At 51.9% G+C, this 23,473-nt stretch carries 23 protein-coding genes and 1 pseudogene; 16 read left to right on the top strand and 8 right to left on the bottom strand.

What is annotated here, in order from left to right:
* Positions 1–462: 462 nt before the first annotated feature.
* The 5 genes and pseudogenes from HVZ52_RS14310 (at position 463) to HVZ52_RS14295 (ending at position 4,544) form a co-directional block, all read left to right on the top strand.
* Positions 463–1,272, top strand: coding sequence for a CatB-related O-acetyltransferase (locus HVZ52_RS14310; RefSeq protein WP_181598373.1), 810 nt, complete (start codon positions 463–465; stop codon positions 1,270–1,272).
* A 147-nt stretch (positions 1,273–1,419) separates the two neighbouring features.
* Positions 1,420–1,527: pseudogene (locus HVZ52_RS23055) on the top strand (hypothetical protein); the annotation flags it as partial.
* A gap of 184 nt (positions 1,528–1,711) precedes the next feature.
* On the top strand, positions 1,712–2,419 hold the full coding sequence (gene deoD, locus HVZ52_RS14305) for a purine-nucleoside phosphorylase (RefSeq protein ID WP_181598372.1): 708 nt from the start codon (positions 1,712–1,714) through the stop codon (positions 2,417–2,419).
* 38 nt (positions 2,420–2,457) lie between these two features.
* Positions 2,458–3,612: an MFS transporter TsgA gene (gene tsgA, locus HVZ52_RS14300; RefSeq protein ID WP_181598371.1), complete on the top strand. Its 1,155-nt coding sequence runs from the start codon at positions 2,458–2,460 to the stop codon at positions 3,610–3,612.
* A gap of 95 nt (positions 3,613–3,707) precedes the next feature.
* Entirely contained in the window at positions 3,708–4,544 is an 837-nt protein-coding gene (locus tag HVZ52_RS14295; RefSeq protein WP_181598370.1) for an outer membrane protein OmpK, read from the top strand.
* 47 nt (positions 4,545–4,591) lie between these two features.
* On the opposite strand, the gene HVZ52_RS14290 is transcribed toward HVZ52_RS14295, so the two are convergent.
* The 4 genes from HVZ52_RS14290 to dsbA all read right to left on the bottom strand — a co-directional run bounded on the left by HVZ52_RS14290 (position 4,592) and on the right by dsbA (position 7,443).
* Entirely contained in the window at positions 4,592–5,278 is a 687-nt protein-coding gene (locus HVZ52_RS14290; RefSeq protein WP_181598369.1) for a Crp/Fnr family transcriptional regulator, read from the bottom strand.
* A gap of 121 nt (positions 5,279–5,399) precedes the next feature.
* Entirely contained in the window at positions 5,400–5,693 is a 294-nt protein-coding gene (cbpM, locus tag HVZ52_RS14285; protein WP_047359356.1) for a chaperone modulator CbpM, read from the bottom strand.
* The gene (cbpA, locus tag HVZ52_RS14280) at positions 5,693–6,613 is read right to left on the bottom strand and encodes a curved DNA-binding protein (protein WP_016152571.1); all 921 of its coding nucleotides are present in this window, start codon (positions 6,611–6,613) and stop codon (positions 5,693–5,695) included. The genes cbpM and cbpA overlap by 1 nt, the downstream gene beginning before the upstream one ends.
* A 206-nt stretch (positions 6,614–6,819) precedes the next feature.
* Positions 6,820–7,443 carry a thiol:disulfide interchange protein DsbA gene (gene dsbA, locus HVZ52_RS14275; protein ID WP_046274463.1) on the bottom strand — a complete coding sequence of 208 codons (624 nt, stop codon included), beginning with the start codon at positions 7,441–7,443 and terminating at the stop codon, positions 6,820–6,822.
* A 397-nt stretch (positions 7,444–7,840) separates the two neighbouring features.
* Here dsbA and HVZ52_RS14270 point away from each other — a divergent pair, with 397 nt between their 5' ends.
* From HVZ52_RS14270 to agp, 8 genes are all read left to right on the top strand, one after another.
* Positions 7,841–8,245, top strand: coding sequence for a VOC family protein (locus HVZ52_RS14270; protein WP_016156158.1), 405 nt, complete (start codon positions 7,841–7,843; stop codon positions 8,243–8,245).
* A gap of 70 nt (positions 8,246–8,315) precedes the next feature.
* Positions 8,316–8,678 (top strand): hypothetical protein, encoded by a 363-nt coding sequence (locus HVZ52_RS14265; RefSeq protein ID WP_016152574.1) that lies wholly within the window; start codon positions 8,316–8,318, stop codon positions 8,676–8,678.
* Positions 8,679–8,726: 48 nt separating this feature from the next.
* Positions 8,727–10,607 carry a protein-disulfide reductase DsbD domain-containing protein gene (locus tag HVZ52_RS14260; RefSeq protein ID WP_181598368.1) on the top strand — a complete coding sequence of 627 codons (1,881 nt, stop codon included), beginning with the start codon at positions 8,727–8,729 and terminating at the stop codon, positions 10,605–10,607.
* On the top strand, positions 10,604–11,227 hold the full coding sequence (locus HVZ52_RS14255; protein ID WP_080858580.1) for a DsbA family protein: 624 nt from the start codon (positions 10,604–10,606) through the stop codon (positions 11,225–11,227). Before HVZ52_RS14260 ends, HVZ52_RS14255 begins: the two co-directional genes overlap by 4 nt.
* Positions 11,217–11,723, top strand: a complete 507-nt coding sequence (locus HVZ52_RS14250; RefSeq protein WP_080858581.1) for a protein disulfide oxidoreductase — start codon at positions 11,217–11,219, stop codon at positions 11,721–11,723. The genes HVZ52_RS14255 and HVZ52_RS14250 overlap by 11 nt, the downstream gene beginning before the upstream one ends.
* Before the next feature lie 133 nt (positions 11,724–11,856).
* Entirely contained in the window at positions 11,857–12,612 is a 756-nt protein-coding gene (locus tag HVZ52_RS14245; protein ID WP_016156161.1) for a sulfite exporter TauE/SafE family protein, read from the top strand.
* A 69-nt stretch (positions 12,613–12,681) separates the two neighbouring features.
* Positions 12,682–13,389 (top strand): winged helix-turn-helix domain-containing protein, encoded by a 708-nt coding sequence (locus HVZ52_RS14240; RefSeq protein WP_047414227.1) that lies wholly within the window; start codon positions 12,682–12,684, stop codon positions 13,387–13,389.
* Between the two features lie 87 nt (positions 13,390–13,476).
* A complete protein-coding gene (gene agp, locus HVZ52_RS14235) occupies positions 13,477–14,718 on the top strand; it encodes a bifunctional glucose-1-phosphatase/inositol phosphatase (RefSeq protein WP_016156163.1) in 1,242 nt (413 codons plus the stop codon).
* 38 nt (positions 14,719–14,756) lie between these two features.
* On the opposite strand, the gene HVZ52_RS14230 is transcribed toward agp, so the two are convergent.
* Both HVZ52_RS14230 and wrbA read right to left on the bottom strand, forming a co-directional pair.
* The gene (locus HVZ52_RS14230) at positions 14,757–14,984 is read right to left on the bottom strand and encodes a YccJ family protein (protein ID WP_016152581.1); all 228 of its coding nucleotides are present in this window, start codon (positions 14,982–14,984) and stop codon (positions 14,757–14,759) included.
* 20 nt (positions 14,985–15,004) lie between these two features.
* Positions 15,005–15,601 carry an NAD(P)H:quinone oxidoreductase gene (gene wrbA, locus HVZ52_RS14225; protein WP_003832057.1) on the bottom strand — a complete coding sequence of 199 codons (597 nt, stop codon included), beginning with the start codon at positions 15,599–15,601 and terminating at the stop codon, positions 15,005–15,007.
* 386 nt (positions 15,602–15,987) lie between these two features.
* On the opposite strand from wrbA, the gene HVZ52_RS14220 reads away from it, so the two are divergent.
* The 3 genes from HVZ52_RS14220 (at position 15,988) to rutR (ending at position 17,937) form a co-directional block, all read left to right on the top strand.
* A complete protein-coding gene (locus HVZ52_RS14220) occupies positions 15,988–16,161 on the top strand; it encodes a general stress protein (RefSeq protein ID WP_003036022.1) in 174 nt (57 codons plus the stop codon).
* A 164-nt stretch (positions 16,162–16,325) separates the two neighbouring features.
* On the top strand, positions 16,326–17,240 hold the full coding sequence (locus HVZ52_RS14215; RefSeq protein WP_181598367.1) for a DMT family transporter: 915 nt from the start codon (positions 16,326–16,328) through the stop codon (positions 17,238–17,240).
* 58 nt (positions 17,241–17,298) lie between these two features.
* The gene (gene rutR, locus HVZ52_RS14210) at positions 17,299–17,937 is read left to right on the top strand and encodes an HTH-type transcriptional regulator RutR (RefSeq protein ID WP_016152583.1); all 639 of its coding nucleotides are present in this window, start codon (positions 17,299–17,301) and stop codon (positions 17,935–17,937) included.
* Here rutR and HVZ52_RS14205 read toward each other — a convergent pair.
* On the bottom strand, positions 17,934–18,329 hold the full coding sequence (locus tag HVZ52_RS14205; protein ID WP_016156166.1) for a lysozyme inhibitor LprI family protein: 396 nt from the start codon (positions 18,327–18,329) through the stop codon (positions 17,934–17,936). The genes rutR and HVZ52_RS14205 overlap by 4 nt on opposite strands.
* A 777-nt stretch (positions 18,330–19,106) precedes the next feature.
* Positions 19,107–23,069 (bottom strand): trifunctional transcriptional regulator/proline dehydrogenase/L-glutamate gamma-semialdehyde dehydrogenase, encoded by a 3,963-nt coding sequence (gene putA, locus HVZ52_RS14200; protein WP_016152585.1) that lies wholly within the window; start codon positions 23,067–23,069, stop codon positions 19,107–19,109.
* Between the last annotated feature and the right edge of the window lie 404 nt (positions 23,070–23,473).

Raw genomic sequence — 23,473 nt, 5'->3', positions numbered from 1 at the left:
TTGCATACGGAGCTATTCTCATTACGGGTTATAAATGGGTGTTTGGGCGGCCACCACAGAGTGCAATCAGGCAGAAACACTTAACAAAACTCTTCGCGCAGAAGGTCAGGCTGTCGCGAGAACTAAGGTTTTCAGCGTCTTCTTGGGACAGAAAAAAGAATTGCATCCTATTGGGCTGCCAGGTATTTGCAACTGAGGCTGCATTTTTTTCTTCATTACCTGGATTGCCCTAATAGAAAAGCATCTGACATTTTGTTTTTGAAAACGACGTCTCAAAACATATCTGTATTCATTCTCTAAGCAGAATATTATAGAAACTAAATTATGAGTGGTAAGAGTAAATGTCACAACAAGGCGATTTACAATATGGATTATTTCATACTGTAATAGTTGATTAAGGTTAGGGTTTAGAGTATCTTTAATCTAATCGTAGATTTTCAAATAAAAGCAGACAATAACAGTATGAAAACCAGACTCTATAATTTTTCAGAAGACACAAATGAAATTTTTGTTTTTAGATGGACTCGGAAGCACTATGAATTTTGCATGGATAACGATATCTTTTTGAATCATAGAGGTAAGAAAGTTTATAAAGAAAGAAATTTGTTACTGTTCGCGAAAGGTGACAAAATTAGAATTGAAGCTGATGTTATTGCTGAACAATATTCCACAATGCCAGTAAAAAGTTTTTCTAGCGTTGGTGCGTTTTCATTTCCAACCTGTTATTTTCCGGGTAATGTAAATATCGGAAGATTTTGTAGTATTGCATCAAACGTAAAAATCATGGGAGGAAACCATCCTATGAATCGTTTTACAACTCATATGCTTACTTATAATGGCGAGTTTGATAAATATGCTGCCAACGAGTTCGGACAAAACTGGGTATTGAAACCATTTATTACAAAGCCTAAAAATACAACGATTGGCAATGATGTCTGGATTGGCAATGATGTCGTTTTAAAAGGTGGTATTTCAATTGGTGATGGTGCTGTTGTTGCAGCAAATTCCGTTGTTACTAAAGATGTGCCTCCATATGCTATTGTTGCAGGGGTTCCTGCGAAAATTATCAAATACAGATTTGAGTCAGATATTATTGAACAGTTGTTAAAAATAAAATGGTGGAACTATAATTACACCGATTTACCCGATAACAGCAAGTGTGATGATATTATAAATTTTGTCACTGAAATGAGCTCGTTGATATCGAATGGCACTATAAAAGAAAAAGCATATAAAAAATTTAATCTTACCGAAATATTTACAACTCTTTAGTTTAATATGTCATTGTTGGGACTGTTATCCGGCGAAAGCAAAATGAGATAAGGACAACACGATGACAAAAGTTAGCATCTTGCTAGCGATGAGCGTTTTGCCATTGTCAGCATACGCAGCAACGACCGGACTAACCAGACTGGCACCGAGCGTCTGTGTAGAAACGATCGCTATTTCGGGCCAGATGGTAAGCGTAGCGGGAAAGTGAATACTCGTTACACCGCTCTATTGTTCAGACAGAACGATAAATCCTGATAGTCCTGCGCGTTTTCCCTGCCTGCGCGGCGGGGACGCCGTTTTCTGCTTTTCCATCTGCCCGCAACACTAACTCTCAGAAATGAGAGGCCGATCCTCTGAGCAGGACTTTTGTCCTCAATCCTGTGCAATCCTCTGGTTACAATCCCTGCATATCTTCAATACCCATAATTCAGGAATTGTTATGACTGCACATATTAATGCCAAAGCGGGTGATTTTGCGCCAACCGTTATTATGCCGGGCGATCCGCTTCGCGCTAAGTTTATTGCCGAAAATTATCTAATGGATTACCGCGAAGTCACCAATGTACGCAATATGCTGGGCTATACCGGTCTTTATTTTGGGCAACCTGTTTCGGTGATGGGACATGGCATGGGTATTCCGTCAATGACGCTTTATGCTCATGAACTGGTACATGACTTCGGTGTACAGAGAATTATTCGTGTTGGCAGTCTTGGGGCAACACAACATCATGTCAAAATGCGAGATATTATTCTTGCCGTCGCCGCCGGAACGGATTCCGTCACAAATTTAAAACGTAGCGCGGGCTACACGATGGCGACATCTGCCCATTTCCCATTATTGCAGCAGGCGTGGGCATTGGCGCAGAAGGCCGGTATTGACGTTAAAGTCGGCAATGTCTTCAGTGGCGATCTTTATTACGATCCTGACGAAAATTTAATACCTGCACTGGAAAAGTTTGGTGTGCTGGGTATGGATATGGAAGTGGCAGGGTTATACGCTTTAGCGCATCAGTTTAATATTGAAGCGTTGGCTATATTAACCGTATCCGATCATTGCCTGACAGGAGAAGAAACAACGGCGGAAGAACGGCAGTTAACCTTTAAAAATATGATAGAGCTGGCGCTTAATACAGCTGTTACGGCTTAGCATCAGCATTTAAATGAACCAATCAGAGATGGCATTATATGAAGAATAAAATAGCACTTACGCTGATTAGTTTTCTGGCAAATTTTATTATGGCAGGATTTGCCAGTCAGTTTGGCATGCTGATTGAACCGATTGCAGTACGCTACAGTGCCGATGTGAATACCGTCGCCTCGATATTTTCGTTGCTTAACGGTGGGGCGTTAGCCGGGACCATCGCCGCCTTTTTCCTGATTGAGAAAATCGGCGTTAAGCGTATGACGCTCATTATCTATTCGATAGTGTTCCTCTGCGCTCTGGCAATGCACTTAAGCCCTGGCTTATGGCCGGTGATGGTCGCCATGACCCTGGTGGGTTTCTGCGGCGGGATTGGTCTGTGCGTGGCGGGAACGATCGTGGTGTCGGTTTGGCAGGATCGCATTCAAAGTACGATGCTGGTGGTGCAGGACGCCACCTTTAACGTCGCGGGCGTAGTTTTCCCGCTGATTACCACCTTCGCCCTGACGCACAATATGTCGTGGAGTTACAGCTATCTTAGCGTAGGCATAGTGGCCTTACTCACGTTGGGCGTTGTGGCTCTCACCCGCTTTACCGCCTGTGAAACGGCTCCTGCAGCGGATAGCGCAGACCCGGTGAAATCCGAGTGGAATCCAGGGATTATCAGCGGAGGCATTGGCCTGTTCTTAGGTATGTTGGCGCTGTATACCTTCCTGACCTGGGCACCATTATTTGTGAAGAACAAATTTGGTATTCCCTTCGAAGAAGCAGGTAATATTATTACGCAATACTGGGGTGCTGCGCTGGTCGGCGCGTTAGTCTCAACCGTTATTGTTTCCCGCGTAAAGATACATTATTTTCTGCTTAGCATTATTTTGTTAGCTTGCGTTATTACTACCATCATTGTCACGAAGGAAAATATCTCCGGGCTTGATTATCTGGCCTATAGTTACGGGTTTGTCTGCGCAGCGCTGTATAACTCCTTTATTGCCTACGGGGTTTCTTTCGTGAAGCGCGCGAGTAGCCAGAACGTTTCTTATATTTTAATTAGCGGTAGTGCTGGCGCCATGTTCAGTCCGGAGATCAGTGCGTTAATGGAAAAAACTATGGGATTGCAGAAAATTATGTACGCAATACCGGTGTTGTATTTAATTATCTTTATTATGTTGATGGGTACATTAAAACTCAAACGTAATTAAACACAGTAATAACGCTTACCTCTTTAATTAGATAGCCCGCCGTCACGCCATTTATCTGGTGGGGCGACACTCAACCTTGCTCAAAGGAATTGAAAATGCTGAAGAAAAATAAATCAATGATGAAAAAAACAGTTCTGGGTGCGGTAATTGCGATATGCTGTACGCAAGCGCTTGCGGCTGATTATGCCGATGGCAACATCCGCAAAAATGATTTTAACTGGATGCAGATGAACTTAATGCAAAGTGTGGATGCGAAAGTGCCTTATGGTATTCGTAATGACACCTATCTTGAGCTGGAGTTTGGCGCACGATCCGGGATTATCGATCTGTATGGTTATGTGGATTTCTTTGATATTTTGGATCGCGAGCAGGACGATCGTCACGGGGGGGATAACTTCTTTGCCAAGATATCTCCACGTTTTTCCCTGGACGCCATTTTTAATAAAGATTTATCCGTTGGGCCATTTAACGAATTCTATATCGCAACGGTAAATAACATTGGTGACCGGGAATTATTTGAGCATTACGTTGGTCTCGGCACGGATGTTAAAGTGCCGTGGTTTGGTCTGGTGGGAATGAACATTTATGCGCACTATGTACGTGAAAATTACGGTGCAGATAACGAAGGCAAGTGGGATGGTTACATGTTCTCGACCAACTGGTCGACGCCGTTCTATACGTTCGCCAACGGCAGTTATTTGAACTATCAGGGTTACTTTGACTACCAGTTCGCCGCGAACAAGATTGCTAACCAGCCGTTATATAGCAATAACGCGATTGAATGGTATAACGGCATCTACTGGCATTCAGAGCATTATGCGGTAGGTTATGGCTTAAAATATTTCCGCAACATGGCATTGATGGAAAACCACGGTGGAGCAGGGCGTACCACCGGGCTGGGTCACTATTTCAACCTCACCTATAAGTTCTGATTGCGCTGAAATGACACACCAATGCTCCGTTTGCCAGGGTTGGTGTGTCAGTCAATGATGTCATTGCCGAGAAATTTACGCAGCCCATCCAGATCCTTAATCTCCAGTCCTTGCTTCGTGCGCGTTACCAGCCCGGCATCCGTCAGCGCTTTCACCGCCCGTCGATAGACCCGGTCGGTGGTGCCGAATCGCTCAGCTTCCTGGTATTTTTTATGAAAACCATCCATTGGCTGCTTGTCCTGATGCTGGCGATACAGGTCATACGCTACGTTATGTACGATAGGGTAGAGCATCCGGTGCAGGAAGATTTCCAGCATATCCTGATAATCAACGGCCATTGCGCTGGCGAAAAATATCGCCAGTCTGGGGCGCTGGTTCAGCGCTTCCTCCAGACGGTCACAGTTGCATACCGCCACGGTCAGCGGTTCTTCGGCTACGATATCAAGCTGGCAACGATACCCGGTAAAAAACTCCATTTCGCCAAACAGTTGCTCATCACATTCCATTGCACCCAGTTGGAAACGGCGACCATTCTCCGCGCTATAACGCAGAGAAATTCTCCCTGACTGCACCATGATTAGTCGATCGACTACCTGTCCCTGGCGGTAAAGATAGTCATCTTCCTGGATAATCTGTGTTTCAGAGAGCAACTCCTGGAATATCTTCTCAATTAAGGCATCATCTTGCTGCCAGATATTGTGAAAACGACCTTTTGTGAGGGGCTTAAGCTGCATGGCTCAACGTCTTATTGTTTGAGATAATTCTTATCGCTGACTGTATGCCATCTGCTGCGCAATGTCATTAAGAGCGGGTTGCGGATAATAAAAGGGCCAGCACCATGCTGGCCTTGACACACTAAGGATGGCTGATAAAGCGAGACAATCGCTGGCGCAGCAGGCGGTTTTCCTGCCGCAGTTGAGCGTTATCTTCCAGCAATGTCAGCGCAACGGCAATTCCCGGCCAGTCAAGTTCCAGCTCCTGACGCAGGCGTATCGCGCGACGCATGACGGTCAGCGCATGATCGTCAAAAGTCTCGTCTTCATGAGGTTCTATCACCCCTAAGCCGACAATCTCATGTAGCTCTTCTTCTGACACACCGGTGTACAGACAAAACTCGGTAATGGTAAAGGTGACGGTGACGTTAGCCATTATGCTTTCCCCCACTCTTTGCGCGGATCAAAGGTCTTTTGTGCATCCGCCAACTGCTGCCACAGGGCGGCGCTGGCGTCGTCAGGTTTCGGCGGCATGACGATTTTGATCACCGCATACAAATCGCCGGTATGTTTTTTACTTACCAGACCTTTGCCCTTAATGCGTAACCGCTGCCCGGCCTGGCTGCCTGCAGGAATGGTCAGCAGGATGCTCTCTTTTAACGTCGGAACGGTTACTTTCGCGCCCAGCGCGGCTTCCCACGGCGCCAGGGGAACGACCACTTCCAGATCCTGATTAACGATATCGAACAGCGGATGTGGCGCGATATGAATCACCAGCCACAAATCACCGTTTGGCCCGCCGTTTTCACCGGGGGTGCCCTGGCCTTTCAGACGAATACGCTGACCGTTACCGACGCCAGCCGGAATTTTCACATTCAACGTTTTAGGAATTTCACGTTCGACCATGCCGAACGCATTGTAAACTGGCAGGGTGTAACTGATCGTGCGGCTATGCTCAGTAAGCGTTTCTTCGAGGAATACGGCGACTTCAATTTCAATATCGTGCCCGCGGCTGGCATGACGCTGGCGAGACTGTTGCGCATGCTGACCAAAAATGGAGGAGAAGATATCGTCGAAATCTTCGGCGTTATAGCGTTGATTCTCTCCTTGTTGGAATTGACGGTTGAACTGTGGGTCGTTGCGGTGCTGCCACAACTGGTCGTACTCGGCGCGTCGCTGTTCATCACTCAGGACTTCCCAGGCTTCAGCAACCTCTTTAAACCGGGCCTCCGCGTCAGTCTCTTTGCTGACATCAGGATGATATTTACGGGCGAGTCGACGATAGGCGGTCTTGATTGTCTTGAGATCGTCTGTCGGTTTCACGCCCATAATGGCGTAATAATCCTTTAATTCCATAGCGTTCTCTCGTGTAAATCAACACTTGCAGAAGGTGAACCCTGACAACAGGTATCACCGCTAAGTTTAGGGTAATCCTGATAACGGAGAATGCCAACCGGGAAGGGAGGATATTGCTATAAACGATGCGGGCATTGCACCACCAACAGCGCTTTTTAACGTTATGGCGTCTGTTGTGTGGTGCGAATAGTGAGATTAGCTAAACATCAGGATTTAGTGATCAGAAAGCGGACCGTATCAGCATAGTTTTGTACGAACGCGTTAAGGTCATCAGATTTCAGTCCTTTCGGATTGATCATATATTTACCGTTGATAAAAATGGCGGGCACCCCGGTTAAATCTACAGCTTTAGCCATTTCTTGCTGTTTGGCGGTTAGTGATTTTACGGCAAAACTATTCCATGCAGCATCATAATCACTGGCACTGACGCCCGCGCTGATAAATACGTTACGTATATCGTCCGCCGATTTAATGGTTTGTTTTTTCTGCACGGCATCAAAAAGCAACGGTTTGACTTTATCTTGCACGTTCAACAGCATGGCGACGGACCAGGCGTGCGTCATTTCCTGCCCCAGAGGGCCTAAAAAGTCGACGTGGTATTCGGTGAGTTTGACGTCAGCAGGCAAAACTTTTTTCACGTTATCAGTGATTTCAAAAACTTCATCGTACTGATAGCAGGAAGGACAATAGAATGAGAAAAACTTCAGCGCTGCCGGGGCTGAAGCGACGGGTTTTTCCAGTGAGATAAACTCTTTGCCGTCGGTAAATGGTGCTGCCTGAGCGCTAACGGTAAAAAGTAACCCAATCAGGGGTAATAAATATTTTTTCATTTCCATATACTCTAAATAACATTCAATAAACAAATTTTCTGCGAATGAATACGCTCTTCATTGCGTCGGGCTATAATACGATAATCACCTAAAAATGCGCTGACCCTTACTTTCATTTACGCATCAATACGTAGCGGGACAGTATTTATGTACTGTTCTGCGAATATCCTTTGGTACTCTTCGTAAATAGTGAATGATCACTTCCGTGATATTTTCGCAATTACTTTGGCAATGTTATATTGTAATAAATAAAAACGGAAATATGATTAATAATCATTTGATTTATAAAACGTGAGCCGCAACGCCTTGCGCTATGTTCTGTCAACGCAGCCGTAAGATTCTCTTTTTCTTGTAGCGTGTGAATGAATAGGGTAAGTGTCTGAGATGAGCAACCAAAATGGATATCGCTATGATTGACCACCTGGATCATCTGGTATTGACCTCCAATAATGAAGAGGCATGCGTTCGTTTTTATGTCGAACTTTTAGGGATGAGGCTGGAAACCTTCGCGCAAGGGCGGAAAGCCTTCGTCTTTGGCAATCAGAAAATTAACCTCCACATTCGGGGAAAAGAGTTTGAACCCAAAGCTTACGCGCCAACGCCGGGGGCGCTGGATTTGTGTTTTATCACCACACGTGCGCTGGAAGAGGTGATAGCCACGTTTCAAACGCACGGGGTAGATATTGTTGAGGGACCGGTTGCACGAACCGGTGCGATGGGACCGATTCGCTCGGTTTATGTCAGAGATCCCGATCTCAATCTGATTGAAATCGCGGTATATCCTGCCGATGACAGGACATAACTTTACAGCGCAAAGGTTGCCAAAACCTGGTGAGTGGTTAAGATAACTCGCATCAATCAGTGAGGGTATAATGGCGAAACGTCAACGGATGGGATGGTGGTTCCTCTGTCTGGCATGTGTTGTGGTGATGGTTTGTACCGCACAACGCATGGCGGGCCTGCACGCGTTGCAGATGGACACCGTTGCCACAAGCGTGGTCGTAAGCGCACAAGCGCAGACCGATGAGGCCTCGTCCGTTACCCCTTGTGAACTAAGCGCGAAGTCATTACTGGCGGCGCCCCCGGTACTGTTCGAAGGCGCTATTCTGGTGCTGTGTCTGCTACTGTCGCTGCTGGCGCCAGTGCGGGCGTTTCGTCTGCCTTTTTTCCCACCGCGAGCCATCTCGCCGCCCACGCTAAGGGTACATCTGCGATTTTGCGTCTTCCGTGAATGACAGAACAGCCGTTGCTGACTGTTAGATAATTATTCACGGAGAAAATATATGATGACTGTTTTCAGGCAGGCGCTGCTCTGTCTGTTATTGCTATGGCTGCCCGTATCCTGGGCGGCTGAACCCGGCTGGCTGCGTTCATCCGATAACGATCACGCCAGTGTGCGGTTACGCGCTGATACGTCCTCAGGCGGCGAAACTCGTCTGTTGCTGGATGTTAAACTGGAGGACGGCTGGAAAACCTATTGGCGTTCGCCGGGCGAGGGAGGCGTCGCGCCATCTATCGCCTGGCAAGGGGAAATGCCTGCGGTCGACTGGTTCTGGCCAACCCCTGCACGCTTTGAGGTCGCTAATATCACGACCCAGGGCTATCACGATAATGTGACATTCCCGATGGTTGTGCGCGGCAGTTCGCCCGCCACGCTTAGCGGTGTTTTGACGCTATCCACCTGTAGCAACGTTTGCTTGTTGACGGATTTTCCTTTATCCGTGACCTCCACGACCCAGGACCCGACTTTTGCGCATGACTATGCGCAGGCAATGGGGCAGATCCCGCTTGCCAGCGGCCTGACCGATACTCTGCGCGCTGGCGCACGGGCCGGCGAGCTGGTCGTCGAGGCTTACCGCGCGGGAGGCTGGACTGCGCCTGGGCTGTATCTGGACGCCGTTGATGATGCTGATTTTGGCATGCCGCAAATTCACGTCGCAGGTGAGACGTTACGCGCCACGGTACCTGTTCATGACGGTTGGGGGGAAGGCGCGCCGGATTTACGCGGTAAGTCGGTTACGCTGGTGCTGGCAGATAACGGTGTTGCCCAGGAAAGTCGTCTTGCGATTGGCGAAGCCCCGGTTATTGAGAACGCCTCACTCCCATTGTGGCAGGTGGTGCTAATGGCGCTGCTGGGCGGTTTGATTCTCAACCTGATGCCCTGTGTGTTACCGGTTCTCGGCATGAAACTGGGCTCTATTTTGCTGGTTGAGGAAAAAAGCCGTCGCCAGATCCGCCGTCAGTTCCTCGCATCGGTAGCCGGGATCCTGGTCTCCTTTATGGCCCTGGCGCTATTGATGACAGTGCTACGTTTAACCAATCAGGCGCTGGGCTGGGGGATCCAGTTTCAGAACCCGTGGTTCATTGGCGTCATGGTCGTGGTGATGCTGACGTTCAGCGCCAGCCTGTTCGGGTGGTTTGAATTCCGCCTGCCTTCGGCGATGACCACCACGCTGGCGACTCGCGGTGGCAACGGCTTGTCGGGACATTTCTGGCAAGGCGCATTTGCGACCCTGCTCGCCACGCCGTGCAGCGCCCCGTTTCTCGGAACGGCGGTAGCGGTGGCATTGACCGCTTCGCTGCCAACGTTGTGGGGACTGTTTATCGCACTCGGCCTGGGGATGAGCTTGCCGTGGCTGCTGGTGGCTCTGCGTCCCGGTCTGGCGCTGCGTTTGCCGCGTCCGGGACGCTGGATGAATATTTTGCGGCGTCTTCTCGGTGTCATGATGCTGGGTTCGGCTATCTGGCTTGCGACGTTGCTGCTCCCACATTTAGGGCTGGCCGGACACGCTAGCGCTAAAGAAAGCGTGAACTGGCAACCGCTTAGCGAGCAGGCGATTGAGGATGCGCTGGCGCAACATAAGCGTGTGTTCATTGACGTCACTGCCGACTGGTGCATTACTTGTAAGGTCAACAAATACAACGTGTTGCATAAAGATGACGTACAGGCCGCGTTGCAACAGCCGGATGTAGTGGCGCTGCGCGGCGACTGGACGCTCCCTTCTGAAGCCATCACCGAATTTCTGAAAAAACGCGGCCAGGTTGCTGTGCCGTATAACCAAATTTATGGCCCCGGTCTGCCGGAAGGCCAGGCGTTACCAACGTTGTTAACCCGCGATGCGGTATTGCAAACGTTGACCGACGCCAAAGGAGTAACCCCATGAAAATAATGATTGTTCTGCTGTTAACCCTGTTTTCTGCCGTCAGCGTAGCTAAAGAACCTGCACCGTTTACACCGGAACAGGAAAAGCAAATTGAAGCGTTAATCAAGGAGGCCCTGTTTAACGATCCCAACAGCCCGCGGATTGGCGCTAAGCAGGCGAAACTGACCCTGATAAACTTCACCGATTACAACTGCCCGTACTGCAAGCAACTGGATCCCATGCTGGAAAAAATTGTGCAGAAATATCCTGACGTGGCGGTAGTGATTAAACCGCTGCCGTTTAAAGGGGAAAGTTCGGAACTGGCGGCGCGGACCGTGCTGACTACCTGGCTTGAGCATCCGCAGCAGTTTCTGGCGCTACATGAAAAACTGATGCAGAAAAAGGGTTACCATACCGATGTCAGTATCAAACAGGCGCAGGAAAAATCGGGAGCCAGTCCGGTGACGCTGGGTGCCCAAAGCGCTGAAACGCTAAGCACTAACCTGCAACTGGCGCGACTGGTGGGCGTGCAGGGCACCCCCGCAACGATTATTGGTGATGAGCTTATTCCCGGTGCGGTGCCGTGGGAAACCCTTGAGGAAGTGGTCAAAGAAAAGCTGGCGGCGGCCAATGCTCAGTAAACTGCGCCGCTGGCTGCGCGAAGGGCTGATCTTACTGGCGCTGTTGGCAGGGGCGATGCTGCTGATGGATGTCTGGCGCGCGCCGCAGCTCCCTGGCTCTTTTGACAGCACGCCTTTGCAAACGCTGGATGGTGAAACCGTCACGCTGGCGGCGCTCAGCAAAGACGAGCCGGTGCTGCTTTATTTCTGGGCGAGCTGGTGCGGCGTTTGCCGCTTCACGACGCCGGAAGTCGCCAGGCTGCGTTCGGAAGGGGCAAACGTGATGACCATTGCGTTACGCTCCGGCAGTGAAGCTGAGGTGTCTCGTTGGCTGTCGCGTAAAGGCGTGGACTTTCCGGTCATCAATGATGCGAACGGGGCAATTTCCCGCAGTTGGGCGATTAGCGTCACGCCCACGCTGGTGGTAGTGTCACAAGGTCGGGTGGTGTCAACAACCAGCGGCTGGACCAGCTACTGGGGCATGAAGCTTCGGCTGTGGTGGGCCAAAACGTTCTGATAATGTGCCGGGGAAACCCGGCATTTTTATATTATTACCCGTAAGCGGGAAGACATATTTCGTTGCCTGGCGAAGCGAGTGCCGCGATTAACGTCCAGAATGGGTCATCTTCTCTTTTTCAGGAAAGTGCAACATGACGAGTTCGTTAGCGTTTGGGCCCGCTCTGGTGATGATGATTGCCGCCACGTTTGTCCTCGCCGGGATGGTAAAAGGCGTCACTGGTATGGGATTGCCCACCGTGGCTATGGGGATCCTCGGATCGCTTATTTCGCCGGTTGCGGCGGCGGCCATGCTGCTGTTGCCTTCGCTGATTAGCAATCTGTTTCAGTTTGGCGGTGGCGGAAATACGCGTCAATTAGTCAAACGACTGTGGCCAATGTTATTGACGGTGGTGGTGGCGACACTGCTTGCCAGCGCCTGGATTACCGGCGGCGATACCACCCGTACCCAGTTTGCGCTTGGCGTGGCGCTGGTGGCTTACGCTATCTGGACGCTGGCCGGAAAGAAAATCGCAGTGGCTCCGCAGCATGAAAAACCGTACTCCCTCGTCATAGGATTTGTTACTGGCTTATTGACTGGTGGAACCGGTGTGTTTGTGATGCCCGCCGTGCCCTGGATCCAGTCATTGGGTTTTGAGAAGGATGAACTGGTTCAGGCGCTCGGGATCTCTTTTACGTTTTCGACATTGGCTTTGGCGCTTGGTCTGTGGTGGCACAACGCGCTGCCCGTACAGTCGTTGAGCTTATCGGCTTTGGCCATTGTTCCCGCGCTGATTGGTCAGTGGTTAGGAACCCGTGTACGACGGGTTATTTCTCCGCTCGTGTTTAAACGTTGTTTTCTGTTTTGTTTGGTCGGGTTGGGTATCGAGATGATGCTGCGTGCGGTGTGACCTGTGCGCTGACTTTAGAACGCTTTCATGGCATCGTTAATTCAGACATTCAGGGTCAAAGAGGTCGCTATGGCATCAGTGATGTTAAGTGAGGAAGAGAGCGCTCTGGAGTCGCGAATGGCGCTCACCGCGGCGGCGATGGCCGATAAATCGCGCTCGCGAATGTTGTGCGCCCTGATGGATGGCCGCGCCTGGACCGCGACCGAGCTCAGCGCAGTGGCGGATGTGTCAGCGTCAACCGCCAGTGCGCATCTGGCGCGTCTGTGCGAACAACGTTTTGTTGTGGCGCTCGCGCAGGGCAGGCATCGTTATTTTCGCCTTGCAGGCTCCGATATCGCTGAACTGCTGGAGCGCCTGATGGGCGTGGCGTGGGCTACATCTACGCCACGAAAAATCACGACGCCGCCAGGCTTACGACATGCCCGAACCTGCTACGATCATCTTGCTGGCGAGGTGGCGGTGAGGCTGTTCGATACGCTGGTTTCCCGTCAATGGTTAACGCCGGATGGTGAAACGCTGACCTCTCTTGGGCAGGAAAAACTGGCACAAATGGGGATTGTCCTTGCTGCGAGCGCATCGCGGCGGAAATTAACCTGCGGTTGTCTGGACTGGAGTGAACGACGTTACCATCCCGGCGGCGTGCTTGGCGCATCGCTGCTACGCTGGCTGATTGAAAAACGATGGATAAAAACGGAGCTGAGTGGTCGCCGCGTCACCTTCACCCCGCTTGGCATTCGCAAATTAGAAACCGAGTTCGGTATTAAAACGACACCGTAGATGGTTCGTTTTGCGAAAGCGTTCCGGGAAATATGTCATATTTCTGTCACACTCTGTTGTGATTGATAACAACAAGAGGTCGTAGGGATGAATAAATCGTTAATCGCCGCAGCCGTGGCAGGGGCTGTATTAATGTCAACCGCCGCGCAGGCGCAGACCGCGCCGGAAGGCTATCAGCTTCAGCAAGTATTGATGATGAGTCGGCATAACTTACGCGCACCTTTAGCCAATAATGGCAGTGTTCTTGAGCAGTCCACTCCCAAACAATGGCCAGAATGGGATGTCCCCGGCGGGCAACTGACCACCAAAGGCGGCGTGCTGGAAATCTATATGGGCCACTATATGCGAGAGTGGCTGGCAGAGCAGGGGATGGTGAAATCGGGCGAATGTCCGGCGCCGGGTACGGTTTATACCTATGCTAACAGCCTGCAGCGTACGGTCGCGACGGCGCAGTTCTTTGTCACCGGTGCTTTCCCGGGTTGCGACGTCCCGGTCCATCATCAGGAAAAAATGGGCACCATGGATCCCACCTTTAACCCGGTGATCACTGATGATTCCGCCGCCTTCAGCCAGCAGGCGGTTCAGGCAATGGAGAAAGAGCGTAGCCAAATGCAGCTCAACGACAGCTATCAGTTGCTTGAGCAAATGACCGACTACAAAGACTCTCCGTCCTGCAAAGAAAAACAGCAGTGTTCCCTGACCGATGCCAAAGATACGTTTAGCGCGAAATATCAGCAGGAGCCTGGGGTTTCGGGGCCGCTGAAGGTCGGAAATTCGCTGGTTGATGCCTTCACGCTGCAATATTACGAAGGCTTCCCGATGGATAAGGTTGCCTGGGGCGAGATTAAATCCGATCAACAGTGGAAGGTTCTGTCGAAGCTGAAAAATGGCTATCAGGACAGCCTGTTCACCTCCCCGGAAGTGGCGCAGAACGTCGCCAAACCGCTGGTGAAGTATATTGATAATGCGCTGGTTACTGAACGCGTAAAAGCGCCAAAAATAACCGTGCTGGTGGGGCATGACTCAAACATCGCATCGCTGCTCACCGCGCTGGATTTCAAACCGTACCAGCTTCACGATCAGAACGAGCGTACGCCGATTGGCGGGAAGATTGTCTTCCAGCGCTGGCATGACAGCAACGCGAATCGTGATCTGATGAAAATCGAGTACGTGTATCAGAGCTCACAGCAGTTGCGTAATGCAGACGTTTTGACTCTGAAATCCCCGGCGCAGCGCGTAACGCTGGAGCTGAAAGGGTGTCCGATAGATGCGGATGGCTTTTGCCCGATAGATAAGTTCGACAGCGTGTTGAATGAGGCGGCTAAGTAAAAGAAAAACTCCCCCGTGTTCGCGGGGGAGTCTGAGCGCTAGACGTTTTTGCGTTCGATAGTCTGTTCACCCCAAAAGAGCGAATCTTTGTCTGTTTTCTTAAAGGCTTTGATGAGCACCTCGTCGCTACCTTCTTCCCAAATTTTTTCCGCCAGTTTCTCGTCATAATGCGCGACTTCAAAAATGGCTTCGGCTATTTCCGGCGATGTATTGCGCAGACTTGCCCATTCGCCGACGCGATGGGCTTTCGCTTCTTGAGTTGGCATTCGAATCCTCCTGTTGAAGATTAGCCGTTGAGTTTTACTGCCAGACCTGCGACATATTCACCCTGATAGCGGGCGATAGATAATTCTTCCTGACTTGGCTGGCGTGAGCCGTCGCCTCCGGCGATGGTGGTTGCGCCGTAAGGGGTACCGCCGCGAACTTGAGAAACATCAAACAGCTCTTGCGCCGCGTAACCGATAGGCACAATCACCATCCCATGGTGAGCAAGCGTAGTCCAGGTTGATGTAATGGTTTGTTCCTGACCGCCGCCGGTTCCTGTCGAGCTGAATACGCTGGCGAGTTTGCCGTACAGGCCGCCTGAAGCCCACAGCCCGCCAGTCTGGTCGAGGAAGGTGCGCATCTGACCGGACATATTGCCAAAGCGTGTGGGGGTACCAAAAATAATGGCATCGTAATCTGCCAGTTCTTGCGGGGTTGCGACTGGTGCGTTTTGTGTTTTGCCGCCAGCTTTGAGGAAAATCTCCGGCTGCATGGTCTCTGGTACGCGTTTAATAATCACTTCCGCGCCATCAACCTTATTTGCGCCTTCTGCGACTGCATGGGCCATAGTTTCAATGTGTCCGTACATGGAATAATAAAGCACCAGAACTTTTGCCATTTTACACTACTCCTCGAGTTAACCGTGTCCGTAGCGACTCGCTACCTACCTTTAAAGATATGACGTACTGTCAGGAGTGCAAATTTCACAATCACTTCTTTGATTTATAACAATTTTTATAACAACTTCTCTTGTTGCAAAATGATACATATTTAACCGGGTGGAATTTGGTAGTCATAAGAAAGACTTATTGATTTCTCGCTGTGATTATTTCTCTATCACCGCCAATCCTGTTGCAGGATATTACAGTTAGCGGCTGCTCAGGCCACGCTTCACTATGCTTAATCCCACGCAGTTATTTTCAGGGTATCGCCCGTAACGCTGCGTGAGGTATCACTCCTCAGTACCTATGCAATATGATGTCTAATCAATGACGGAGGTCAGTAATGGCAAACCATCGAGGCGGTTCCGGCAACTTTGCGGAAGATCGCGAAAGAGCATCAGAAGCAGGTCGAAAAGGTGGCCAGCACAGCGGGGGCAATTTTAAGAATGACCCGCAACGCGCTTCAGAGGCAGGCAAAAAAGGGGGCAAAAATAGCCACGGCAACAACAAATCGTAATTGCCAGGCTAGCTGTCAGATATGCCGTGACGGCTGAGGATCAGAGTCAGACGTTACGTAGCCACCCACCGCCGCCGGTTTCTTCCGGCGGTTTTTTTGTCTGCAAGGTTGAACTGTAACAAAACGCAACGCAGACTAACGACATTCAGTTAATCGGGTGTCTCATGTCATTACTTTCTCGTTATTCCTTCTCTGTTAAACCTCAGGAAGCGATCCTCATTGTGATCACCATGTTCTGGGGGGGCACGTTTTTGGCCGTGCAATATGCCGTTACCCTGAGCGGACCTTTTTTCTTTGTCGGCGTGCGTTTTGCCACCGCTGCGCTGGCGGTCGCGCTTTTGTCACTACGCACATTGCATAAACTGACGTGGCTGGAAGTCAAAGCAGGCGTTGCGATCGGTATCGCAATTGCGTTGGGCTATAGTCTGCAAACCTGGGGGCTACAGTTTATTCCCAGCAGTAAATCGGCGTTTATTACCGCGATGTATGTGCCGTTGGTCCCGCTTTTACAATGGCTGTGTCTGGGGCGTATGCCCGGCCTGATGCCGTGTGTCGGCATTGTGCTGGCCTTTATCGGGTTGATTTTTCTCGCCGGACCAGGAGGCAATTTTCTGGCTTTAGGTGAAGGAGAGTGGATCACACTCGCCGGCGCGGTGGCGATTGCGGCAGAAATTATCCTGATTAGCGCGTGGGCGGGAAAAGTGGATGTGCGGCGGGTAACGGTGGTACAACTGGCAACCGCTTCGATAGTGGCGTTTATTGCCATGGCTCCGGCCGGAGAGTCCGTACCACCGATGTCTACGGGATTGCTGGTGGTGGCGCTGGGATTGGGGATTTTCAGTGCGATTATTCAGGTCACCATGAACTGGGCACAGCGCAGCGTTTCGCCGACGCGCGCGACGGTCATTTATACCGGTGAGCCGGTGTGGGCGGGGATCTTTGGTCGCCTGGCGGGGGAACGCTTACCGCTACTGGCTTTGCTCGGCGCAGCATTCATTATTGTTGGCGTGCTGGTCAGCGAACTGAAGTTCAAAAAGAAAAAAGGGGTAGTGCAAGAGGCACCGCCGGAGTCGCTTTAATTTAACCATTCACCGCGTGATTTGGTATGCTGACGCCCTCACAAGAAGGAGAGGGCGCATGGTCCAACGCGCAGAGAAAAAAACAGGTAAGCGCTCGCAGGCCGTCAGTGCAAAACGCCAGGCCATATTAACCGCGGCATTAAATATCTTCTCCCAATATGGGATCCACGGCACGCGTCTCGAACAGGTCGCTGAGCAGGCGGGTGTGTCAAAAACGAATCTGCTTTATTACTACCCGTCAAAAGAGGTGCTCTATATTGCCGTTTTGCGGCAAATCCTCGACGTCTGGCTGGCTCCGTTGAAGGCTTTTCGCGAAGACTTTGCGCCGCTGGTGGCCATTAAAGAATACATTCGCCTTAAGCTGGAAGTGTCGCGCGATTACCCTCAGGCTTCACGACTGTTTTGTATGGAGATGCTGGCAGGTGCGCCTTTATTGATGGCTGAATTAACGGGCGATCTCAAAACGCTAATTGATGAGAAATCGGCGCTGATTGCCGGTTGGATCAAAAGTGGGAAACTGGCTCCGGTCGATCCGCATCATCTGATTTTTATGATTTGGGCTTCAACCCAGCACTACGCCGACTTTGCCCCACAGGTAGAGGCGGTAACGGGCGCAACGCTGCGTGATGAAGCCTTTTTTAACCAAACGGTGGAGAGCGTGCAGCGGATGATTATTGAAGGGATCCGCGTGCGTTAACTGGCTGGCGGTAACGGACAGCTTAAATCGCCCTCTTCGCACTGTAAGAGTGAGGCGAGAAACGCTTCACGCTCGTTGGTTTTATCCGTCAGGCACTGGCTGGAAATCATCGCCTGGGCGCTACCGCCTTCGGTGCCGGAACTGATTAACGCGCAGTCCGCATCGCGCAGGGTTATCCATGAGATTTGCGCTTTTTTCAGTAAATCGCGCTGGGTCGGGGCGGCGCGCTTAAGCGCATTCTGATAAGTGTCATTAAGTTTGGTGTCGGCCGCCTTAAACTGCTCTGCCGCACAGGTGTTCATCTCAATCTGAGTGTTCGCGTTGGCGCAGTCATCCGCCAGCGCCTGGCCGCTCAACAGCAGCGCTGCACATGTCAGTACGATTCGTTTCATGCTTCCCTCTGGCTTCATAAAAAAAGGCCCCGTTACCGGAGTCATGCTTGTCAGTTAACGAGGATGAGTGGCACATACGGAGGTAATGAATCTGTTGCCTCCGGTATATTGCTACGTTCACCTTATGTTTGTCACTTCTCTGAAACGATCCTCCCTGTGAACGTGTTAAGGGTACTATCGCCGTACCCTTAACAATCCCGGCTCCCGGCGGGAAAATTGCCACTTCGTGGTCCCCTCCGTTTATTCCTCCAGGCTACCGGGCCGGGCGCGAGGAAACTTCCCTGTAAAACGCGCCCTGAACCCGCATCCCTGCGGGTTCTCCCGGCCTTACGGAAACACGTCGGCAATTTTCAGCCGGACCAGCCCACACCTGGCCACCTGCGTTTTTTATCTGAACAGCAAAACAGAGTTAACTGGAAGTCAGTGCGTTGCAGCGATGACCCCGTTCCGGCTGAAAATCGATGAGGTGTTGACGGCTGACCGGGTCTGCCCGCAGGGATGCGGGCAGAGGGGGCGGCCTGCAGGGACGCAGGCCCGGCCCCCGACCCGAAGGCAGACGGCATAAGACGAATGAATCGCGCAGCGACGATTTTCCCGCCGGGAGCCAGGGATGCAAGGGAGGCAGCGGTGAGCCTCTCTTGCACGTTCACGGGTGTCTGAGCCTCAGAAAAGTGATACCACTGAGGTGAACGGAACCCTGAGCCGAAATCACATGTTCGCCGTAATGCTTAATTGACAGGCATTACCCCCTAACCGGAGCCTTAATTAACCACAACCTTAGCCGATTGTCATCAGGCTGGCGTTCCCCCCGGCAGCGGCGGTATTGACGCTCAGGGAGCGTTCAATGTACAGCCTCTCCAGCAGAATATTGCTTTCGCCACGGGCAAAGCCCTGGACTGATACAATCGCCCCTTCGCGGGCAGCTACCGCTTCGCACAGGGAACGCAGTTGGTCGGAATCGCCGTGGAAAATAACGGCATCAAACGGCTGCGTAGTGATGTTGTCCGCTTTGGCAAACTGAATGCGCCCGGAGACGGCGGCTGGCAGACGTTTTGCCAGTTCACGATGGAACGCATCATCTGGCCACAGGATTAAGCTACCAACGGAAGCCACGGCGGCAACCTGTACCAGCGCGTCCTGTTCATCATCGGCGATACACAGTACGCGTTCACGCGGCAACAGCGTCCAGGTATTGCGCTCGCCAGTGGGGCCTGGCAGCAGACGCTGAGTACCGGCCTGCGCCAGTTCGCCAAACTGCTGGCAGAGCGCCTGCAGCGAGGGTCGATCGGTTGCCCATTCGCTGAGCGCTTCCAGCGGCTGAACGAGTGCAGCTTTAAGCTGCGCATCGACCGGGTAGTCTGCATCCTGACGGGCCAGCGTAATGCCTAACGCATTTTCCGGGCGGTTAGCCAGCAGGCGATACAGATACAGCGGTCCACCTGCTTTTGGCCCGGTACCAGACAAGCCTTCGCCACCGAATGGCTGCACGCCGACGACGGCGCCGACCATATTGCGGTTAACGTACAGGTTCCCCACGTGTGCCGATCCTGTGACCTGGGCGATGGTTTCATCGATACGGGTGTGTACGCCCAGCGTCAGGCCGTAGCCGGAGGCATTAATTTGCTCAATCAGGTTGCCCAGATTGTTACGGGTGTAGCGCACGACGTGCAGTACCGGACCAAACACCTCTTTTTGTAATTCGTCGAAGCTTTCCAGCTCGATCAGCGTCGGAGCAATAAATGTACCGGTTTGCCATTCACGCGCATCGTCGCTGTTTTCGCGCACGGCCTGAAACACCGGGCGTCCTTTGGCGCGCATGGCCTGAATATGGCGCTCAATATTGGTTTTGGCTTCTTCATCAATTACCGGCCCAATATCGGTGGTCAGGCGACCTGGATTACCCATGCGACATTCCGCCATCGCGCCGCGTAGCATTTTCAGCGTATGGTCGGCTACATCATCCTGCAGACACAGGACGCGCAGCGCGGAGCAGCGCTGTCCGGCGCTGTCAAACGCTGAAGCCAGAACGTCGACCACGACCTGTTCCGTCAACGCGGAGGAGTCGACAATCATTGCGTTCATCCCACCGGTTTCGGCGATAAGCGGGATTGGACGCCCCTGAGCATCAAGGCGGGTGGCAATATTGCGTTGCAACAGCGTGGCGACTTCCGTTGAGCCGGTAAACATGACGCCGCGTACGCGCTCATCGGAAGTGAGCTGAGCCCCGACGGTTTCACCCTGACCAGGCAACAGTTGCACCACGCCCGGCGGTACACCCGCTTCGAGCAAAATAGCGATGCCCTGGGCGGCAATTAACGGGGTTTGTTCCGCCGGTTTCGCCAGCACGCTGTTACCCGCCGCCAGCGCGGCGGCAATCTGCCCGGTGAAAATGGCCAGCGGGAAGTTCCATGGGCTGATACAAACCACGGGTCCTAACGGTCGATGGGTTTCATTATCGAAATCATCGCGAACCTGACCGGCATAATAATGCAGGAAGTCTACCGCTTCGCGCACTTCCGCAATGGCGTTGCTGAAGGTTTTACCCGCTTCGCGTACCAGGATGCCAATCAACTGCTGCATCTGACCTTCCATCAGAACGGCGGCACGATGCAAAATGGCGGCGCGCTCTTGTGGCGGTGTGGCGAACCAGATCGGTGCGTTATTCGCTGCGTTCTGTAACGCCTGTTCCACTTCAGCGTGAGTCGCCTCACGCACGTAACCGACAATGTCTTTCGGCTCGGCCGGGTTAACGACTGGCGTCATTTCGCCGTCAGCAACCGGGTGCTCCAGAATGGGTTTAGCGTGCCATTTTTGTAGCGCGCTGTTGAGCAGGGCAGAGGACAGCGAGGCCAGACGATGTTCGTTAGCTAAATCCAGCCCGCCTGAGTTTTCGCGGCCTTTACCGTACAGGTCACGCGGCAGGGCAATCTTCGGATGCGGCAGACCGGCCTGACCTTCTTGCTGCGCCAGTTTTTCAACAGCCTCGACCGGATCGGCAACCAGTTCATCCAGCGGCAGTGTCGTGTCGGCAATGCGGTTGACGAACGAGGTGTTGGCGCCGTTTTCTAGCAGACGACGCACCAGGTACGCCAGCAGCGTTTCGTGCGTGCCGACCGGTGCATAAATGCGGCATGGACGGTTCAGTTTGCCATCCGCAACTTTGCCGGTAACCTGCTCATACAGCGGTTCGCCCATGCCGTGCAGGCACTGGAACTCGTACTGACCCGGATAGTAGTTTTGACCGGCTAACTGATAAATCGCCGCCAGCGTATGGGCGTTGTGGGTGGCGAACTGCGGGTAGATCAGATTCGGTACGGCAAGCAGTTTTTTCGCACAGGCCAGGTAAGAAACGTCGGTGTACACCTTACGGGTGTAGACCGGATAACCTTCCAGACCGTCCATCTGGGCACGTTTAATTTCGCTATCCCAGTAGGCGCCCTTAACCAGACGGATCATCAGGCGGCGGCGGCTGCGCGTGGCGAGGTCAATCAGATAGTCGATAACATACGGGCAGCGCTTCTGGTAGGCCTGGATAACAAAACCGATCCCGTTCCAGCCTGCCAGTTCGGGCTCAAAGCACAGTTTTTCCAGCAGATCGAGGGAGATCTCCAGTCGGTCAGCCTCTTCGGCGTCGATATTAATGCCGATGTCATACTGACGTGCCAGCAGAGTAAGCGATTTCAGACGAGGATAGAGTTCATCCATCACGCGATCGTACTGCGCACGGCTGTAACGCGGATGCAGTGCCGACAGCTTGATAGAAATACCTGGCCCTTCGTAGATACCGCGCCCGTTAGAGGCCTTACCAATGGCGTGGATCGCCTGCTGGTACGAAACCATATAAGCCTGTGCATCGGCGGCGGTCAGGGCCGCTTCGCCCAGCATGTCATAGGAGTAACGGAAGCCTTTTTCTTCCAGTTTACGCGCGTTAGCCAGCGCTTCAGCGATGGTCTCCCCGGTGACAAACTGCTCGCCCATCAAGCGCATGGCCATATCGACGCCTTTACGCACTAGCGGCTCACCGCTCTTGCCGATAATACGGTTGAGTGAGCGTGAGAGGCTGGCTTCGTTATGCGTTGAAACCAGACGACCGGTAAACAACAGCCCCCAGGTCGCCGCGTTGACGAACAGAGACGGGCTGCGGCCAATGTGCGACTGCCAGTTACCGTTGCTGATCTTGTCGCGGATTAACGCATCGCGGGTCGCTTTATCTGGAATACGCAGCAAGGCTTCGGCCAGACACATCAGCGCGACGCCTTCCTGTGAAGAAAGGGAGAATTCCTGCAATAAACCTTGTACCATCCCGGCGCGGCCGCTGGCGGTCTTCTGGTTACGCAGTTTGTCTGCCAGATCGTATGCCAGCTTATGCGCCTGCTCGGCGATAGGCTGCGGCAGACGAGCCTGCTCCATCAGCATCGGTACGGCGTCAGTTTCGGCGCGGCGGTAAGCAGCGGTGATTGCCGCGCGGGAAACTGACTGCGGCAGGATCTGTTCAGCAAATTCCAGGAAAGGCTGATGCGCTTCATTTTGCAACGTGGTCGACTCATCGCCCTCATTCGCAGCACCCGCCAGCAGGGCCGGTAGTTCAGGAAGCGCGTCGTCATTTTCCAGTCTTTCGAGATAATTAAAAATGGCTTGTTTGATCAGCCAATGTGGCGTGCGATCGATTCGTGATGCTGCTGTTTTAATACGCTCGCGAGTGGCGTCATCCAGCTTAACCCCCATCGTGGTGGTTCCCATGCCGTTTACTCCTGTTGTACTGAAATACGGGGCTGATAGTTACCGAGAAATATCCACTATGTTGCAACTTTGTGCAACCGTGTTAAATGTGACTTGGTTTGCAAGCTTGGAAATGAATGAAATGTTAATAAACGTGAGTGTTTTGACGGGGGCTATAAAAGTTGCCGAATCTTTTTCTCTGCGGTAGTTAACACTTTTAAAAGGTGCAACCGAAAAAAGTGTGAGAGAGTGCAACCTACAGAAAAATGCTATCTACTCTGGATCAAATTTGATGTAAATGGTGTGTTAAATCGATTGTGAATGACCATCGCTTCCGGCAGGATACGGTCGCCCTGGTAAACATAGATATCTTTGCCACGTTCCGGCAGGGTAATAAAACGGCAAGCCACGGCATTGCTGATACA

The organism is Citrobacter sp. RHB36-C18, assembly GCF_013814485.1.
GTDB lineage: Bacteria > Pseudomonadota > Gammaproteobacteria > Enterobacterales > Enterobacteriaceae > Citrobacter > Citrobacter braakii.
This window is presented reverse-complemented; position numbering and strand designations above follow the sequence as displayed.

Excerpts from the sequence above, each read along its gene's own strand:
- HVZ52_RS14310 (WP_181598373.1), top strand. The coding sequence starts at position 463 with ATGAAAACCAGACTCTATAATTTTTCAGAAGACACAAATGAAATTTTT.
- deoD (WP_181598372.1), top strand. The coding sequence starts at position 1,712 with ATGACTGCACATATTAATGCCAAAGCGGGTGATTTTGCGCCAACCGTT.
- tsgA (WP_181598371.1), top strand. The coding sequence starts at position 2,458 with ATGAAGAATAAAATAGCACTTACGCTGATTAGTTTTCTGGCAAATTTT.
- HVZ52_RS14295 (WP_181598370.1), top strand. The coding sequence starts at position 3,708 with ATGCTGAAGAAAAATAAATCAATGATGAAAAAAACAGTTCTGGGTGCG.
- HVZ52_RS14290 (WP_181598369.1), bottom strand. The coding sequence starts at position 5,278 with ATGCAGCTTAAGCCCCTCACAAAAGGTCGTTTTCACAATATCTGGCAG.
- cbpM (WP_047359356.1), bottom strand. The coding sequence starts at position 5,693 with ATGGCTAACGTCACCGTCACCTTTACCATTACCGAGTTTTGTCTGTAC.
- cbpA (WP_016152571.1), bottom strand. The coding sequence starts at position 6,613 with ATGGAATTAAAGGATTATTACGCCATTATGGGCGTGAAACCGACAGAC.
- dsbA (WP_046274463.1), bottom strand. The coding sequence starts at position 7,443 with ATGAAAAAATATTTATTACCCCTGATTGGGTTACTTTTTACCGTTAGC.
- HVZ52_RS14270 (WP_016156158.1), top strand. The coding sequence starts at position 7,841 with ATGGATATCGCTATGATTGACCACCTGGATCATCTGGTATTGACCTCC.
- HVZ52_RS14265 (WP_016152574.1), top strand. The coding sequence starts at position 8,316 with ATGGCGAAACGTCAACGGATGGGATGGTGGTTCCTCTGTCTGGCATGT.
- HVZ52_RS14260 (WP_181598368.1), top strand. The coding sequence starts at position 8,727 with ATGATGACTGTTTTCAGGCAGGCGCTGCTCTGTCTGTTATTGCTATGG.
- HVZ52_RS14255 (WP_080858580.1), top strand. The coding sequence starts at position 10,604 with ATGAAAATAATGATTGTTCTGCTGTTAACCCTGTTTTCTGCCGTCAGC.
- HVZ52_RS14250 (WP_080858581.1), top strand. The coding sequence starts at position 11,217 with ATGCTCAGTAAACTGCGCCGCTGGCTGCGCGAAGGGCTGATCTTACTG.
- HVZ52_RS14245 (WP_016156161.1), top strand. The coding sequence starts at position 11,857 with ATGACGAGTTCGTTAGCGTTTGGGCCCGCTCTGGTGATGATGATTGCC.
- HVZ52_RS14240 (WP_047414227.1), top strand. The coding sequence starts at position 12,682 with ATGGCATCAGTGATGTTAAGTGAGGAAGAGAGCGCTCTGGAGTCGCGA.
- agp (WP_016156163.1), top strand. The coding sequence starts at position 13,477 with ATGAATAAATCGTTAATCGCCGCAGCCGTGGCAGGGGCTGTATTAATG.
- HVZ52_RS14230 (WP_016152581.1), bottom strand. The coding sequence starts at position 14,984 with ATGCCAACTCAAGAAGCGAAAGCCCATCGCGTCGGCGAATGGGCAAGT.
- wrbA (WP_003832057.1), bottom strand. The coding sequence starts at position 15,601 with ATGGCAAAAGTTCTGGTGCTTTATTATTCCATGTACGGACACATTGAA.
- HVZ52_RS14220 (WP_003036022.1), top strand. The coding sequence starts at position 15,988 with ATGGCAAACCATCGAGGCGGTTCCGGCAACTTTGCGGAAGATCGCGAA.
- HVZ52_RS14215 (WP_181598367.1), top strand. The coding sequence starts at position 16,326 with ATGTCATTACTTTCTCGTTATTCCTTCTCTGTTAAACCTCAGGAAGCG.
- rutR (WP_016152583.1), top strand. The coding sequence starts at position 17,299 with ATGGTCCAACGCGCAGAGAAAAAAACAGGTAAGCGCTCGCAGGCCGTC.
- HVZ52_RS14205 (WP_016156166.1), bottom strand. The coding sequence starts at position 18,329 with ATGAAACGAATCGTACTGACATGTGCAGCGCTGCTGTTGAGCGGCCAG.
- putA (WP_016152585.1), bottom strand. The coding sequence starts at position 23,069 with ATGGGAACCACCACGATGGGGGTTAAGCTGGATGACGCCACTCGCGAG.